Source organism: Micromonospora sp. NPDC049060 (assembly GCF_040649055.1).
GTDB classification, from domain to species: domain Bacteria; phylum Actinomycetota; class Actinomycetes; order Mycobacteriales; family Micromonosporaceae; genus Micromonospora; species Micromonospora reichwaldensis.
Genome location: NZ_JBEZEV010000032.1, coordinates 1 through 16,013 on the forward strand (window position 1 = coordinate 1; position 16,013 = coordinate 16,013).

Here is a 16,013-nt window from a genome sequence, read left to right on the forward strand (position 1 = left end):
ACCTCGTCGAGGGCGGCGGCGAAGACCGGGAACTCGGCGTACAGCTCCCGACCCATGCCGGCGCGCTGCGCGCCCTGGCCGGAGAAGAGCACCGCCAGCGATCCCCGGCCGCCGGCCTGGCCCGTGACGACCGCGCCGGACGGCTCCCCGGCGGCGAGGGCGCGCAGCCCGGCCAGCAGGTCGTCGCGGCCGGTCGCGGAGACCACGGCCCGGTGGTCCAGGGTGGAGCGGGAGGTGACCGACGAGAATGCCACGTCCAGGGGGCGCAGGGTCTCGTCGGCGGCGATCCGGGCCGCCCAGCGGCCCGCCTGCGCGGCGAGGCCGGCCGCGTCCCGGGCCGACACCGGCACCGGCACGACCGGCCGCTCGACCACCGGCGCGGCGACGGCCGACGGGGGCTGCTGGGGTGCCGGGGCCTGCTCCAGGATGGTGTGCGCGTTGGTGCCGGACACCCCGAACGAGGAGACCGCCGAGCGGCGCGGGCGGCCCACCGCCGGCCACGGCGTCGCCTCGGTCACCAGCGACACCTCGCCGGCCGACCAGTCGACCTCGGGCGTCGGCTCGTCCACGTGCAGGGTGGGCGGGACGACGCCGTGCCGCATCGCCATGACCATCTTGATCACACCGGCGACACCGGCGGCGGCCTGGGCGTGACCGATGTTCGACTTGACCGACCCGAGCAGCAGCGGTGCCGAGTCCCCCCGGTCCTGCCCGTACGTGGCGAGCAGCGCCTGCGCCTCGATCGGGTCGCCGAGCCGGGTGCCGGTGCCGTGCGCCTCCACCACGTCCACGCCGCCGGCGGCGAGGCCGGCGTTGGCCAGGGCCTGCTGGATCACCCGCTGCTGCGACGGCCCGTTCGGGGCGCTCAGGCCGTTGGAGGCGCCGTCCTGGTTGACCGCGCTGCCCCGCACCACGGCGAGGATCGGGTGGCCGTTGCGCTGCGCGTCCGACAGCCGCTCCAGCACCAGGACGCCGACGCCCTCGGACCAGCCGGTCCCGTCGGCGGCGGCGGCGAACGCCTTGCACCGGCCGTCGGCGGCGAGGCCGCGCTGCCGGGAGAACTCGACGAAGGCGGCCGGGGTGCACATGGCGGTGACCCCGGCGACGATGGCCAGGGTGCACTCCCGCTGCCGCAGCGCCTGGCCCGCGAGGTGCAGGGCGACCAGGGACGACGAGCAGGCGGTGTCGATGGTGACCGCCGGCCCCTCCAGCCCGAAGGTGTAGGCGATCCGGCCGGACACCACGCTGCCGGCGTTGCCGGTCATCAGGTGCCCTTCGAGGCCCTGCGCGGCGCCCATCAGCACGGTGCCGTAGTCCTGGCCGGTGCTGCCGGCGAAGACGCCGGTGCGGCTGCCCTTCAGCGAGTGCGGGTCGATGCCGGCCCGCTCCAGGGCCTCCCACGAGGTCTCCAGCAGCCAGCGCTGCTGCGGGTCCATCGCCAGCGCCTCCCGGGGGGAGATCGCGAAGAAGCCCGGGTCGAAGTCGGCCAGGTCGTGGACGAAGCCGCCCTGCCGCGTGTACGACGTGCCGCTCTGCTCGGGGTCGCTGTCGTAGAGCGACCCGAGGTCCCAGCCGCGGTCCTCCGGGAAGTCGGAGACCACGTCCCGGCCGGACGCGACGACCTCCCACAGGTCCTCGGGCGACCGCACCCCGCCGGGGAAGCGGCAGCTCATGGAGACGATGGCGACCGGTTCCTGTTCACCGGCCTCCACCTCGCGCAGGCGCTGGCGCACCTGGTGCAGGTCAGCGGTGACCCGCTTGAGGTAGTCGAGAAGCTTCGCCTCGTCAGCCATGGACCGCGCACTCCTTGTGTTGACCCGTCGTCGCAGCAGCGATCACGTCAGGACATCCCCAGCTCGCGGTCGATGAAGTCGAAGACCTCGTCCGGCGTCGCGTCCTGGAGCTTCTCGGCGACGGTGTCGCCGTCCGCCGGCGCGTCGGCCTCGTTGAGGGAGGCCAGCAGCGCCCGCAGCCGCTCGGTGATCCGAATTCGGGCGCTGCGGTCCGGCGCCGAGCCGGAGAGCGCCGCTTCCAACCTGTCCAGCTCACCGAAGACCGGTGCGACCCCGACCACGCCGCCGTCGACGATCGCGGCCCGCACGTACTCGGCCAGCCCTGCGGCGGTCGGGTAGTCGAAGACGACCGTGGCGGGCAGCCGGACGCCGGTCGCCGCGGTGAGCCGGTTGCGCAGCTCCACGGCGGTCAGCGAGTCGAAGCCGAGTTCGCGGAACGCCCGGTCCGGCTCGACGGCGTCCATCGAGGCGTGGCCGAGCACCGCGGCGGCCTGCCCGCGTACCAGCTCCAGCAGGGTCTTGCGTCGTTCGGCGTCGGTCTGCCCGGCGAGCAGTGCGGCCAGGGACTCCGCGGAGACGCCGGTGTCCTCGGCCCGCTCGGCGACGGCCCGGCGCGCCTCGGCCACGCCCGCGATGAGCGGGCTGGGCCGCACGGCGACGAACCCGGGCACGTAGCGGGCCCAGTCGATGCCGGCCACCATCGTCGCCGGCTCGCCCCGCGCGACGCACTGCGCGAGCGCCGTGAGCGCGGCTTCCGTGTCGAGGCGCGCGACGCCGGTGCGGCGGCGGCGCTCCTCCACGGCCTGGTCGGTGGCGGCCATCCCGCCGGCCGCCCAGGGGCCCCAGGCGACCGAGGTGGCCGGCAGGCCCTGCCAGTGCCGCTGCTCGGCGAGGGCGTCGAGGTAGGCGTTGGCGGCGGCGTAGCTGCCCTGACCGGCGGCGCCGAGCTGACCGGCCAGCGCGGAGAACAGCACGAACGCGCGCAGTTCCCGCCCGACGGTCAGCTCGTGCAGGTGCAGGGCGCCGAGCACCTTGGGCCGCAGGACGGTGGCGAGGCGGTCGGCGGTGAGCCCGTCGAGCACCCCGTCCTCCAGGACGCCGGCCGCGTGCACCACGCTGGTCAGCGGCGCGTCGGCGGGTACCTCGTCGAGCAGCTTCGCCAGCGCCGCCCGGTCGGCCACGTCGCAGGCCGCGACGGTCACCCGGGTGCCCGCCGCGGTCAGCTCGCTGACGAGTTCGGCGACGCCGGGGGCGTCCGCGCCGCGGCGGCTGACCAGCATCAGGTGCTCGGCGCCCCGGGCGGCCAGCCAGCGGGCCACCTCCGCGCCGAGCGCGCCGGTGCCGCCGGTGACCAGGGTCGTGCCCGGGTAGCCGGCCTCGTCGGTGGCCGCCTCACCGCCGGGCGCCCGCACCAGCCGGCGGACGAGGATGGTGGCGCCGTCGACCGCGAGCTGGTCCTCGCCGTCGAGGCCGGCGAGCGCGGCGCAGAGCAGGTCCCAGCCGTGGTCGTCCAGGGTGGCCGGCACGTCGACCATGCCGCCCCACCGCTCGGGGTGTTCGAGGGCCACGACCCGGCCGAGGCCCCAGAGCAGCGACTGCTCCGGCCGGCCGGGCGCGCCGCTGCGGGTGGTGCCGGCGGCGCCCCGGGTGACGCACCACAGCGGCGCGGCGACGTCGAGGTCCCCGAGCGTCTGGATCAGCGCCAGCGAGCGGGCGAGGAAGGGCGGCACCGGCTGGGTGTCGTCGACCGCGCCGTCGGCGAGGGCGAGCAGCGACAGCACCCCGTCCACCGGAGCCGGTACGCCGTCGGGGGTGCGGACGGCACCGCTCAGGTGCGCGGTGAGGGCGGCCCGGTCGGTCAGGTTCTCCGGCACCAGCACCAGTCGGACGTCGGCGCCCCGGCGGGTCAGCTCGACCACCGCGGCCTCGCCCTCCTCCGGGTGCCGCTCGTCGGCGACGACCCACCAGGCGCCGGGCAGGAAGCTGACCGGCGTCCCGGTGTACGGCTGCCAGACGCTGCGGTACCGCAGGTCGTCGAGGCCGGACCGGTTGCGCTGCTGCCGGCGCCAGGAGGCGAGCACCGGCAGCGCCGCGCCCAGCCGTTCCAGGGACTCCGCCGCCTCCTGCTCGGTGAGTTCCGCGAGCGCGGCCAGGTCCTCGCGTTCGACGGCCGCCCAGAACGCGGAGTCGACGCCGCTCGGGGTCTCCTCGGTGTCGCCCTGCCCGGTCACCGCGGTCGGCCAGAAGCGGCTGCGGTCGAAGGCGTACGTGGGCAGCGCCACGACGTCGGTCCCGGCGAGGACCGTGCCCAGGTCGACGGGCAGGCCGATCGTGTGGGCGGTGGCGAGGTTCGTCAGCAGCCGCGTCGCGTCGTCGTCACCCCGACGCAGGCTGCCCAGCGTGTGCCCGCTCGCGCCCGCGTCGTCCAGGATCGCCGTCACCGGCATCGTCAGCACCGGATGCGGGGAGATCTCGACGAACGTGGTGTGACCCGCCTCGACGGCCACCCGCACGGCGGCCTCGAACTGGACGGTCTGCCGCAGGTTGTCGTACCAGTAGCCAGCCGTCATCGAGGACGGGTCCACCCAGTCCCCCGTCAGCGTGGAGACGAGCCGGACGTGGCCCTGTCGCGGAGTCACGTCGGCCAGGTCGGCGCGCAACTGCTCGGCGACCTCCTGCACCGCCGCCGAATGCGACGCGTAGTCCACCGGGATCAACCGCGCCCGCACCCCGTCGGCCTGGCAGGACTCCACCAGGTCGGCGACCGGCTGCGGCGGACCCGACACCACGACGGTGGACGGGCCGTTGACGGCCGCCACCCCGACACCCGGGAACGCCGGCAGCCGCTCGGCGACCGCCTCAGCGGAGAGATCGACCGACGCCATCGTGCCGGTGCCCCGCAGCACCGTCAGCGCCCGCGACCGCAACGCCACGGCCTTCGCCGCGTCCTCCAGGGACAGGATCCCGGCCACGCACGCCGCACCGATCTCGCCCTGCGAGTGGCCGACCACCGCAGCCGGGGTCACCCCGGCGTGCTGCCACACCGCTGCCAGGGCCATGCCGACGGCCCACAGCACCGGCTGCACGACCTCGACCCGCGCCAACCACGACTCGTCGTCACCGGTCAACACCGACACGAGGTCCACGTCCAGAAACGGGGCGAGGGCCCGCTGGCACTCCGCAAGCCGCGCGTCGAACACCGGCGTACGACCCACCAGACCGGCCGCCATCCGCGCCGACTGCGCACCCTGGCCCGGGAACACGAACACCGCACCGGTTCCGGAGGCCGTACCCGTGACGAGGTTCCCCGCCGGCGCGCCGGCGGACAGGGCGTCGAGCCCCGCCAGCAGCTCGGCCACGGTGGCCCCGACGACGGCGGCCCGCTGGTCGAACGTCGACCGGGTGGCGGCGAGGGACCAGCCCACCGCCGCCGCATCGAGGTCGGCGTGCGCGCGGACGTGCTGGGCCAGGCGGGCGGCCTGACCGGCCAGCGCGCCCTTCGACCGCCCCGACACCGTCCAGACGACGACGTCGGAGGCCACGAGCCCCGGGCTGCGACCCTCGGCGGCCTCGCCGTCGGGCTCCACGCTCTCGGCGGGGAGGTCCTCGGGCAGTTCGATGATGACGTGGGCGTTGGTGCCGGAGATGCCGAACGAGGACACCGCCGACCGGCGCGCCCGGCCCACGGCCGGCCACGGCCGCGACTCGATCGCCAACTCGACGGCCCCGGAGTTCCAGTCGATGTGCGGGGACGGCTCGTCCACGTGCAGCGTCGCGGGGACCACGCCCTCGCGCATCGCCAGCACCATCTTGATCACGCCGGCGACGCCGGCGGCGGCCTGGGTGTGGCCGATGTTCGACTTGACCGAGCCGAGCAGCAGCGGCGCGTCGCGCTCCTGCCCGTACGTGGCCAGCAGGGCCTGCGCCTCGATCGGGTCGCCAAGCGTCGTGCCCGTACCGTGCGCCTCGACCACGTCCACGTCGGCCGTGGAGAGCCGCGCCGACGCGAGGGCCTGCCGGATCACCCGCTGCTGCGAGGGGCCGTTCGGGGCGGTCAGACCGTTGGAGGCACCGTCCTGGTTGACGGCGCTGCCCCGCACGATCGCCAGCACCTCGTGGCCGTTGCGCCGGGCGTCCGACAGCCGCTCGACGAGCAGCATGCCGACGCCCTCGCCCCAGCCGGTGCCGTCCGCGCCCGCGGCGAACGCCTTGCACCGGCCGTCGGCGGCCAGGCCGCGCTGCCGGGAGAACTCCACGAACAGCCCGGGGGTCGACATCACGGTCACGCCGCCGGCGAGGGCGAGGTCGCACTCGCCGCGCCGCAGCGACTGCACCGCCAGGTGCAACGCCACCAACGACGACGAACACGCCGTGTCCACCGACACCGCCGGCCCCTCCAACCCCAACGCGTACGCCACCCGACCCGACACCACACTCGCGGCGTTGCCCGTGCCCGCGAAGCCCTCCACCTCGTCCCCCGCCACCATCAGCAGGGCCCCATAGTCCTGACCATTCGTGCCCACGAACACCCCTGTTCGCGAACCCCGAAGGACCCCAGGCTCAACCCCTGCCCGCTCGACCGCCTCCCACGAAACCTCCAGCAGCAACCGCTGCTGCGGATCCATGGCCAACGCCTCGCGGGGGGAAATCCCGAAGAAACCGGCATCAAACTCCGCCGCCTCGTAGAGGAAGGCGCCACTGCGGACGTAGGAGGTGCCGGTGGAATAGGGGTCGGGGTCGTAGAGCTTCTCGACGTCCCAACCCCGATCGCCGGGTAGGTCGGACACGGCGTCACGGCCGGCGTGCAGCATCTGCCAGAACCGCTCCGGGTCGTTCGCCCCGCCGGGGAAGCGGCAGGACATGGCGACGATGGCCACCGGCTCGTCGTCGCTGAGCGTCACCGGGGCGGCCTCGACGGCCACGGCGGCCTCGCCGCCCAGCTCCTCGTGCAGGTGCCGGGCGAGCGCGGTCGGCGACGGGTAGTCGAAGACCAGGGTCACCGGCAGCCGCAGCGAGGTGGCGGTGGCCAGCCGGTTGCGCAGCTCCACCGCCGTCACCGAGTCGAAGCCGAGGTCCCGGAACGCGTGGTGCGGGTCGACGGCCTGGCCGTCGGCGTACTTGAGGACCATGGCCGCCTGGTCGCGGACCAGGTCGAGCAGCGCCTGCTGGCGCTCGGCGGCGCTCATCCGGGTGAACGCGCCGGCGGGACCGGCCTCGTCGGTCTCCTTCGTCTCGGCGAGGCCCTTGGTGGCCTGCAACCGCTGCGCCTCGGGGATCTCCGAGATCAGCGGACCGGGCCGGGTGGCGGTGAACGCGACGAAGAACCGGTCCCAGGCGATGTTCGAGATGGTCAGGAAGGTCTCGTCGTGCTCGACGGCCTGGTGCAGGGCCGCGACGGCGAGCCGCGGGGGCATCTCGGGTGCGCCGTGGCGGTGCAGCATCTGGCCGAACTCGCCGTCGGCCATGCCGCCGCCGCCCCAGGCGCCCCAGCCGATGGAGGTGGCGGGCAGGCCGAGGGCCCGCCGGTGCTCGGCGAGGGCGTTGAGGAACGCGTTGCCGGGGGCGTAGTTGCCCACGCCGGAGCTGCCGACGGTGCCGGCCATCGAGGAGAACAGGATGAACGCGTCGAGGTCCAGCTCGCGGGTCAGCTCGTGCAGGTTCAGCGCGGTGGTGACCTTCGCGCTGAGCGCGTAGTCGACCTGCTCCAGGGTCAGCGAGTTGATCACCGAGTCGTCGAGCACGGCGGCGGTGTGCACGACGGTGGTCAGCGGGTGCTCGGGCGGCAGGTCGGCGAGGACGGCGGCGAGCGCCGACCGGTCGGCGGCGTCGCAGGCGGCGACGGTGACCCGGGCGCCCAGTGCGACCAGTTCGGCCTCGAGGTCGGCGATGCCCTCGGCCTGCCGGCCGCGCCGGCTGACCAGCACCAGGTGCGCGGCGCCGTTGGCGGCGAGCCAGCGGGCCATGTGTCCGCCGAGCGCGCCGGTGCCGCCGGTGACCAGGGCGGTGCCGGAGGGCCGCCAGGAGCGCGGGGCGGGGGCGTCGCCGAGCGGGGCGTGCAACAGTCGCCGGCCGAACGCGCCGGCCCACCGCAGCGCGACCTGGTCCTCGCCGTCGGCGCCGGCGAGGACGCGGACCAGCCGGCGGCCGGCCGCGTCGTCGAGCTCGTCGGGGAGGTCGACGAGGCCGCCCCAGCGGTCCGGGTGCTCGAGCGCGGCGACCCGGCCGAAGCCCCAGGTGAGCTGCTGGAGCGGGTGCGGCAGCGGGTCGGCCGGGCCGGTGGCCACGGCACCCCGGGTGAGGCACCACAGCGGCGCGCGGACGCCGGCGTCGCCGAGCGCCTGCACCAGGGTCACGGTGCCGGCGAAGCCGACCGGCACCGACGGGTGCGCCGGGGCGGGCGTCTCGTCGAGCGGCAGCAGCGACAGGATCCCGGCGGGCGTGCCACCGTCGGCGAGGTCGCGCAGCCGGGCGGCGAGCGCCGCGCGGTCCGTGCGGTCGGCGTCCAGCTCCAGCGGTACGACGGTGCCACCGTGCCGCCGCAACGCCTCGGCGCAGAAGGCGGCCTCGGCAGCGCCGGTGTCGTCGGGGCCGGTGAGCAGCCACCAGGTGCCGGTGACGGCGGGCTCGCCGGCGGCGTCGGCCGCGATCGGCGTCCAGCTGTCCCGGTACCGCCAGGAGTCCACGGTGGCCTGGTCGCGGTGCCGGCGGCGCCAGGCGGCGAGGACCGGCAGCACGTCCGCGAACGCGGCGTCCGGGACGGGCTCCGACTCGGTCGCGGTGGCGAGTTCGGCGGTGAGCGCGGCCAGGTCCTCCGCCTCGACGGCCGCCCAGAACCGGGCGTCGACCTCGTCGTCCTGCGCCGGGCCGGCGGCGCCGGCGGCCGGGGCGGGCGCGGCGGACGGCTGCGGCCAGAAGAGCTGCCGCTGGAACGGGTACGTGGGCAGGTCGAGGCGGCGTCCGGCGAGGCCGGTGAACGCGGGCCGCCAGTCCACCGCCGTACCCCCGGTCCAGACCTCGGCCAGGGCGCGCAGGAAGCGGCCGAGGCCACCCTCGCCCCGGCGCAGGCTGCCGGTGACGGTGACCGCGTCCGGGTCGGCGGCGGCCAGCTCGACGCTCTCCTGCACGGCCATGGTCAGCACCGGGTGGGCGCTGACCTCGACGAAGGTCTGGTAGCCGGCGGCGACGAGGCTGCGCACCGCGTCGTCGAAGCGGACGGTCTGGCGCAGGTTGCGGTACCAGTAGTCGGCGTCGAGGGCGGCGGTGTCGAGCCAGTCCCCCTCGACGGTGGAGCGGAACCGGACCTCGCCGGTGCGGGGCCGCAGCCCGGCGAGCAGTTCCAGGAGCTGCTCGCGCAGCTGCTCGACGTGGGCGGAGTGGGAGGCGTAGTCCACGGGGACGCGACGCACCCGCACCTCGCGGGACTCGTAGTGGGCGACCAGCTCGTCGAGGGCGGCGCTGTCGCCGGAGACCACGACGGAGGTGGGTCCGTTGACGGCGGCCAGGGCGACCCGGCCGGCCCAGCGGGTGATCGTCGCGGTGGCCTCGTCGGCGGTGGTGGCGACCGAGACCATGCCGCCGTCCCCGGCGATGCCGGCGATGATGCGGCTGCGCAGGGCCACCACGGCCGCCGCGTCGTCCAGGGTGAGGCCGCCGGCGACGTGCGCGGCGGCGATCTCGCCCTGCGAGTGGCCGACGACGGCGGAGGGGCGCACCCCGTACGACTCCCAGAGCGCGGCGAGCGAGACGCTTACCGCGAACAGGGTGGGCTGCACGACGTCGACGCGCTCCAGCGACGGGGCGTCGGGCGCGCCGCGCACCACGTCGGTCGGCGACCAGTCGACGTACGGACGCAGCGCCTCGGCGCAGGCGGCGAACTTCTCCGCGAAGACCGGGGCGGTGTCGAGCAGTTCGGCGGCCATCCCGACCCACTGGGAGCCCTGGCCCGGGAAGACGAAGGCGACCTCGCCCGGCGTGCCGGGGGCGCGGGTGACGGTCTGCGGGGTGGGCCGGCCGGCGGCGAGCGCGTCGAGGGACGCGGCAAGGTCGTCGCGGTCGGCGGCGAAGACGACGGCCCGGTGGTCGTGGGCGGCGCGGGTGGCGGCCAGCGACCAGCCGACGTCGGCGAGGACGCCGTCGTCGACGGTGTCGAGGTGGTCGAGCAGGTCCCGCGTGCGGGCGGTGAGGGCGTCGACGGTGCGCCCGGAGAGCACCCAGGGCAGCTCCCCGGTCGGCCCGTCGGCCGCCGGCTCGGGCTCGGGCTCCGGCTCGTCGGCGGGGGCCTGTTCGAGGATGGTGTGCACGTTGGTGCCGCTGATGCCGAACGAGGAGACGGCGGCGCGGCGTACGCCGTCGGCCGGCTCCCACGGGCGGGCGGAGGTGAGCAGCTCGACGCTGCCGGCGCTCCAGTCGACGTGCGGGGTGGGCTCGTCCACGTGCAGGGTGGGCGGCAGCACCCCGTGCCGCATGGCCAGGACCATCTTCATCACCCCGGCGACGCCGGCGGCGGCCTGGGTGTGCCCGATGTTCGACTTGATCGAGCCGAGCCAGAGTGGCCGGTCGGCGGGCCGGTCCTGGCCGTAGGTGGCGATGAGCGCCTGCGCCTCGATCGGGTCGCCGAGGGTGGTGCCGGTGCCGTGCGCCTCGACGGCGTCCACCTGGTCGGCGGTGAGCCCGGCGTTGGCGAGGGCCTGCCGGATCACCCGCTGCTGGGCGGGGCCGTTGGGGGCGGTGAGGCCGTTGGAGGCGCCGTCCTGGTTGACGGCGCTGCCGCGCAGCACGGCGAGGACCGGGTTGCCGTCGCGGCGGGCGTCGGAGAGGCGCTGGAGCACCAGCAGGCCGACGCCCTCGCCCCAGCCGGTGCCGTCGGCGGCCCCGGCGAACGGCTTGCACCGGCCGTCGGCGGCGAGGCCGCGCTGGCGGGAGAAGCCGACGAAGATGCCGGGGGTGGCCATCACGGTGGCGCCGCCGGCCAGGGCGAGGTCGCACTCGCCCGTCCGGAGCGCCTGCGCGGCCAGGTGCATCGCGACAAGCGACGACGAGCAGGCGGTGTCGACAGTGACGGCCGGGCCGTGCAGCCCGAAGGTGTACGCCAGCCGGCCGGAGATGACGCTGGCGGAGGTGCCGGTGGCGAGGTAGTTCTCGTCGACGTCCCCGGCGGCCATCAGCAGCGAGCCGTAGTCCTGGCCGTTGGTGCCGACGTACACGCCGGTGCGGCTGCCGCGCAGGGCGGTCGGGTCGATCCGGGCCCGCTCGAACGCCTCCCAGGTGGCCTCCAGCAGCAGCCGCTGCTGCGGGTCCATGGCGAGGGCCTCGCGGGGGCTGATGCCGAAGAACGCCGGGTCGAACTCGCCGGCCCCGGCGACGAAGCCGCCCTCGCGGACGTAGCTGGTGCCGAGGTGCTCGGGGTCGGGGTGGTACAGCTCGGCGAGGTTCCAGCCGCGCTCGCCGGGCATGAGGCTCAGCGCGTCGGTGCCGGTGGCCAGCAGGTCCCAGAGCTGCTCCGGCGAGGTGACGCCGCCGGGGAAGCGGCAGCTCATCGCGACGATGGCGATCGGCTCGCGGTCGCGGCCGGTGCCGTCGGCGACCACCTCGCCGGTGGTGTGCCCGGCGGTGAGGCCGTGCAGGTGCGCGGCGAGTTCGGCGACCGTGGGGTGGTCGAAGACCAGCGTGGCGGGCAGGGTCATGCCGGTCTCGGCGGTGAGCCGGTTGCGCAGCTCGACGGCGGTGAGCGAGTCGAAGCCGAGGTCGCGGAAGGTGCGCTCGGGCAGCGGCTGGCCGGCCGGGTAGCCGAGCACGACGGCGGCCTGGGTGCGTACGAGGTCGGCGAGCTGCGGCAGGGACCGGCCGACCACCACGGCGCGGGCGGGGCCGGTGGGCACGGCGGGCACGCCGGGCAGGGCGGCGATCAGTGGCGTCGGACGGCCCCAGGAGGCGGCGAGGCGTCCCCAGTCGACGTCGGCGACGGTGACGGCCGGCTCGGCGGTGTTGACCAGCCGGCCGAGGGCGGTGACGGCCTCGGCGGCGGGGAGCGCGTCGACCCCGCCCCGGGCGAGCCGGGCGGTCAGGGCGGCGGCCATGCCGTCCTCGGCCCAGGCACCCCAGGCGATGGCGGTGGCAGGCAGGCCCTGCTCGCGTCGCCAGGCCGCGAACGCGTCGAGGTAGGCGTTGGCCGCCGCGTAGTTGCCCTGTCCGGCGCTGCCGATGACCCCGGCGAGGGAGGAGAAGAGCACGAACGCGTCGAGGTCGCGGTGGGCGGTGGCCTCGTGCAGCACGCGGGCGGCGCGGACCTTGCCGTCGAGGACGGCCTGCATCCGGGTCAGGTCGAGCCCGTCGAGGACGCCGTCGTCGACCACGCCGGCGGTGTGCACGACGGCGGTCAGCCCGGGCAGGTCCGCCACGAGGGCGTCGACCGCAGCCCGGTCGGTGACGTCGCACGCCACGACCCGCACCGCGCCCAGCTCGTCGACCAGCCCGGCCGCGCCCGGCGCGGCCGGACCCCGCCGCGAGGCGAGGACCACCTCGGCCGCCCCGTTGGCCAGCAACCAGCGGGCCACGTGCCGACCGAGGGCACCCGTACCGCCGGTCACCAGCACCGTCCCGGCGGGCCGCCAACCCGACCCGGCGGGCGGCGCGGCCGGCACCAGCCGCCGGCCGAGGATGCCCTGCGGGCGGATCGCCACCTGGTCGTGGCCGGCGTCGGCGAGGACGGCGAGCAGCGCGTCGGCGGCGGTCCGGTCGGCGCGGGCGGGCAGGTCGACCAGGCCGCCCCAGCGGTCCGGCTGTTCGAGGGCGACGACCCGGCCCAGGCCCCAGGCCAGGGCGGGCCACGGGTCGGCGGGGGTGTCGCCGCCGACGCGGACGGCGCCCCGGGTGAGGCACCAGAGCCGGCCGGGCAGGCCGGCGTCGGCGAGCGCCTGGGTGAGGGTGAGCAGCAGCGCGGCGCCGACGGAGACGGCCGGGGCGTCCGGCAGCGCCCGGTCGGCCGCGGGCAGCACGCAGAGCACGCCGGCCCAGCCCTGGTCGCCGTGGCCGCGCAGCAGGCCGGTCAGCTCGGCGCGGTCGACGCCCGGGGCGACGGTGAGGGTGTCGACGTGGGCGCCGGCGCCGGTCAGCGTGCCGGCCACCCCGGCGTCGTCGGCGTCGGCGGTGACGACCAGCCAGCGGCCGGTCAGCGCCGGCGCGGCGGCGGGGCGGACGGGCTCCCACTCGACCCGGTACGTCCAGCCGTCCACCACGGCGTCGCGCTGCCGGGCCCGTCGCCACGACGACAGCACGGGTACGGCCGGGGCGAGGGCCTCGACCGCCGCGGGGTCGTCCTGCACGGCCAGGTGGGCGGCGACCCCGGTCAGGTCGCCGCGCTCCACGGCCGCCCAGAAGTCCCCCTCGGCGCTGTCGGTCGGCGCGGTCGCTCCGGCGGTGCCGCCGATCTCGGGCCAGTAGCGCTGGTGCTGGAACGCGTACGTGGGCAGGTCCACCCGCCGCGCGCCGGTGTCGGCGAACCACGGCTGCCAGTCCACGGCCACCCCGCGCACGTGCAGCTCGGCAAGCCCGGCCAGCAGCCCGTGCGCCTCGGGCCGGTCCCCGCGCTGCGCCGGCACGGCGAGCACGCCGTCCCCGTCCGGCAGGGCGTCGCCGACCATCGCGGTCAGTACGCTGCGCGGCCCGATCTCCAGGAACGTGTCCGCCCCGGCGGCGCGCAGCGCGGCGACCCCGTCGGCGAAGCGGACGGCCTCCCGCACGTGGCGCACCCAGTAGTCGGCGGTGCGGATCTCGTCGGCGTCGGCGAGCCCGCCGGTCACGTTCGACACGACCGGCAGCGCCGGCGCGGCGAAGGTGAGCTTGTCGAGCACCGCGCGGAACCTGGCGAGCATCGGCTCCATCAGCGGGCTGTGGAACGCGTGGCTGACCGTGAGCCGGCGCGTGCGTACGCCCCGCTCCCGCCAGACCCGCTCCACCTCGTCCAAGGCCTCGACGGCACCGGAGACCACGACCGACGTCGGCCCGTTCACCGCCGCGATCCCCACGTCGGCCAGGCCGTCCAGCGTGGCGAGGACGTCGACCTCGGTGGCCGCGACGGCCAGCATCCCACCGCCGGTGGGCAGCGCCTCCATCAACCGGCCCCGCGCCGCCACCAGCGCGCACGCGTGCTCCAGCGACAGCACCCCGGCCACGTGCGCGGCCGTGACCTCGCCGATCGAGTGGCCGGCGACCAGGTCGGGGGCGATGCCGAACGACTCGACGAGGCGGAACAGCGCCACCTCGACGGCGAACAGGCCGGCCTGCGTGAACACCGTCCGGTCCAGCAGTTCGGCGTCGGCCGAGCCCTCGGCGGCGAAGAGCACCTCGCGCAGGGGGCGCGGCAGGGCCCGGTCCAGGTACCCGCACACCTCGTCGAGGGCGGCGGCGAAGACGGGGAACTCGGCGTACAGCTCCCGGCCCATGCCGGCGCGCTGCGCGCCCTGGCCGGAGAAGAGCACCGCGAGCTGGCCGCGCGGCGACCCGGCGCCGAGCACGACGGTGCCGGCCGGTTCCCCGGCGGCGAGGGCGCGCAGCCCCGCGAGCAGGTCGTCGCGGCCGGTCGCCGAGACGACGGCGCGCCGGTCCAGGGTGGAGCGGGAGGTGACCGACGAGAAGGCCACGTCGAGTGGGCGCAGGGTGTCGTCGGCGGCGAGGCGGGCGGCCCAGCGGCCGGCCTGCGCGGCGAGCGCGGCGTCGGAGCGGGCGGAGAGCAGCACGGGGGCCACGGTGCGGGCCGCCGGCGCGGTCGGCTCGGCCTCGGTCTCGGCCTCGACCTCAGCGGGAGCCGGGGCCTGCTCGATGATGGTGTGCGCGTTGGTGCCGGAGACCCCGAACGACGACACGGCGGCCCGGCGCGGCCGGTCCACGGCCGGCCACGGCGTGGCGGCGGTGGCGAGGGTGACCGCCCCGGCGGTCCAGTCGATGTGCGGGGACGGCTCGTCGACGTGCAGGGTCGGCGGCACGACGCCGTGCCGCATCGCCATCACCATCTTGATGACACCGGCGACACCGGCGGCGGCCTGGGTGTGCCCGATGTTCGACTTGACCGACCCGAGCAGCAGCGGCGCGGCCTCGTCGCGGTCCTGCCCGTACGTGGTGAGCAGGGCCTGCGCCTCGATCGGGTCGCCGAGCCGGGTGCCGGTGCCGTGCGCCTCGACCACGTCCACCTGCTCGGGCGTGAGCCGGGCGTTGGCGAGGGCCTGGCGGATCACGCGGACCTGGGACGGGCCGTGCGGGGCGCTGAGCCCGTTGGACGCGCCGTCCTGGTTGACCGCGCTGCCCCGCACCACGGCCAGCACCGGGTAGCCGTGCCGCTGCGCGTCGGAGAGCCGGGTGAGCAGCAGCATGCCGATGCCCTCGGACCACGAGGTGCCGTCCGCGCCGGCGGCGAACGCCTTGCACCGGCCGTCGGCGGCGAGGCCGCGCTGCCGGCTGAAGCCGACGAAGACCGCCGGGGTGGGCATCACCGTCACGCCGCCGGCCAGGGCCAGCTCGCAGTCGCCGTTGCGCAGTGCCTGGGCGGCCAGGTGCACGGCGACCAGCGAGGACGAGCAGGCGGTGTCGACGGTGACCGCCGGCCCCTCCAGCCCGAGGGTGTACGCGACGCGGCCGGAGATGACGCTCGTGGCGTTGCCGGTGAGCAGGTGCCCCTCGCCGTTCTCGGCCTGCGCCATCATGCCGTCGTAGCCGTGCGAGGACGCCCCGACGAAGACGCCGGTACGGCTGCCCCGTACCGCCGGCAGTGGCAGCCCGGCCCGCTCGAACGCCTCCCAGGAGGTCTCCAGCAGCAGCCGCTGCTGCGGGTCCATGGCGACGGCCTCGCGGGGCGAGATGCCGAACAGGTCGGCGTCGAAGTCGGCGGCGGCGTAGACGAAGCCGCCCTCGCGCACGTAGCTGGTGCCCGGGTGGTCGGGGTCGGGGTGGAAGAGGTTCTCCAGGTCCCAGCCCCGGTCGGCGGGGAACGGCCCGATCCCGTCGCCGCCGTCGTGCACGAGCTGCCACAGCGCCTCGGGACTGTCGACCCCGCCCGGGTAGCGGCAGCTCATCGCGACGATGGCGATGGGCTCGGAGTCCCGGGTCTCCAGCTCGCGCAGCCGCCGCCGGGTACGCCGCAGCTCCGAGGTCGTACGCTTCAGGTACTCGACGTACTTCTCGTCCTCGTTGCTCACCGTGGACCTACCTCACTCGGCATGCCGATGTCGT

Annotated in this window: 2 protein-coding genes; both read right to left on the minus strand. The window is 76.1% G+C overall.

Features of this window, described 5'->3' with window-relative positions; translation table 11 throughout:
* Positions 1 to 1,793, minus strand: a 1,793-nt coding sequence (locus AB0B83_RS14540; RefSeq protein WP_357578596.1) for a type I polyketide synthase, incomplete at its 3' end; no start/stop codon positions are given.
* A 47-nt stretch (positions 1,794 to 1,840) separates the two neighbouring features.
* The gene (locus AB0B83_RS14545) at positions 1,841 to 15,979 is read right to left on the minus strand and encodes a type I polyketide synthase (RefSeq protein WP_357578597.1); all 14,139 of its coding nucleotides are present in this window, start codon (positions 15,977 to 15,979) and stop codon (positions 1,841 to 1,843) included.
* Positions 15,980 to 16,013: the final 34 nt, after the last annotated feature.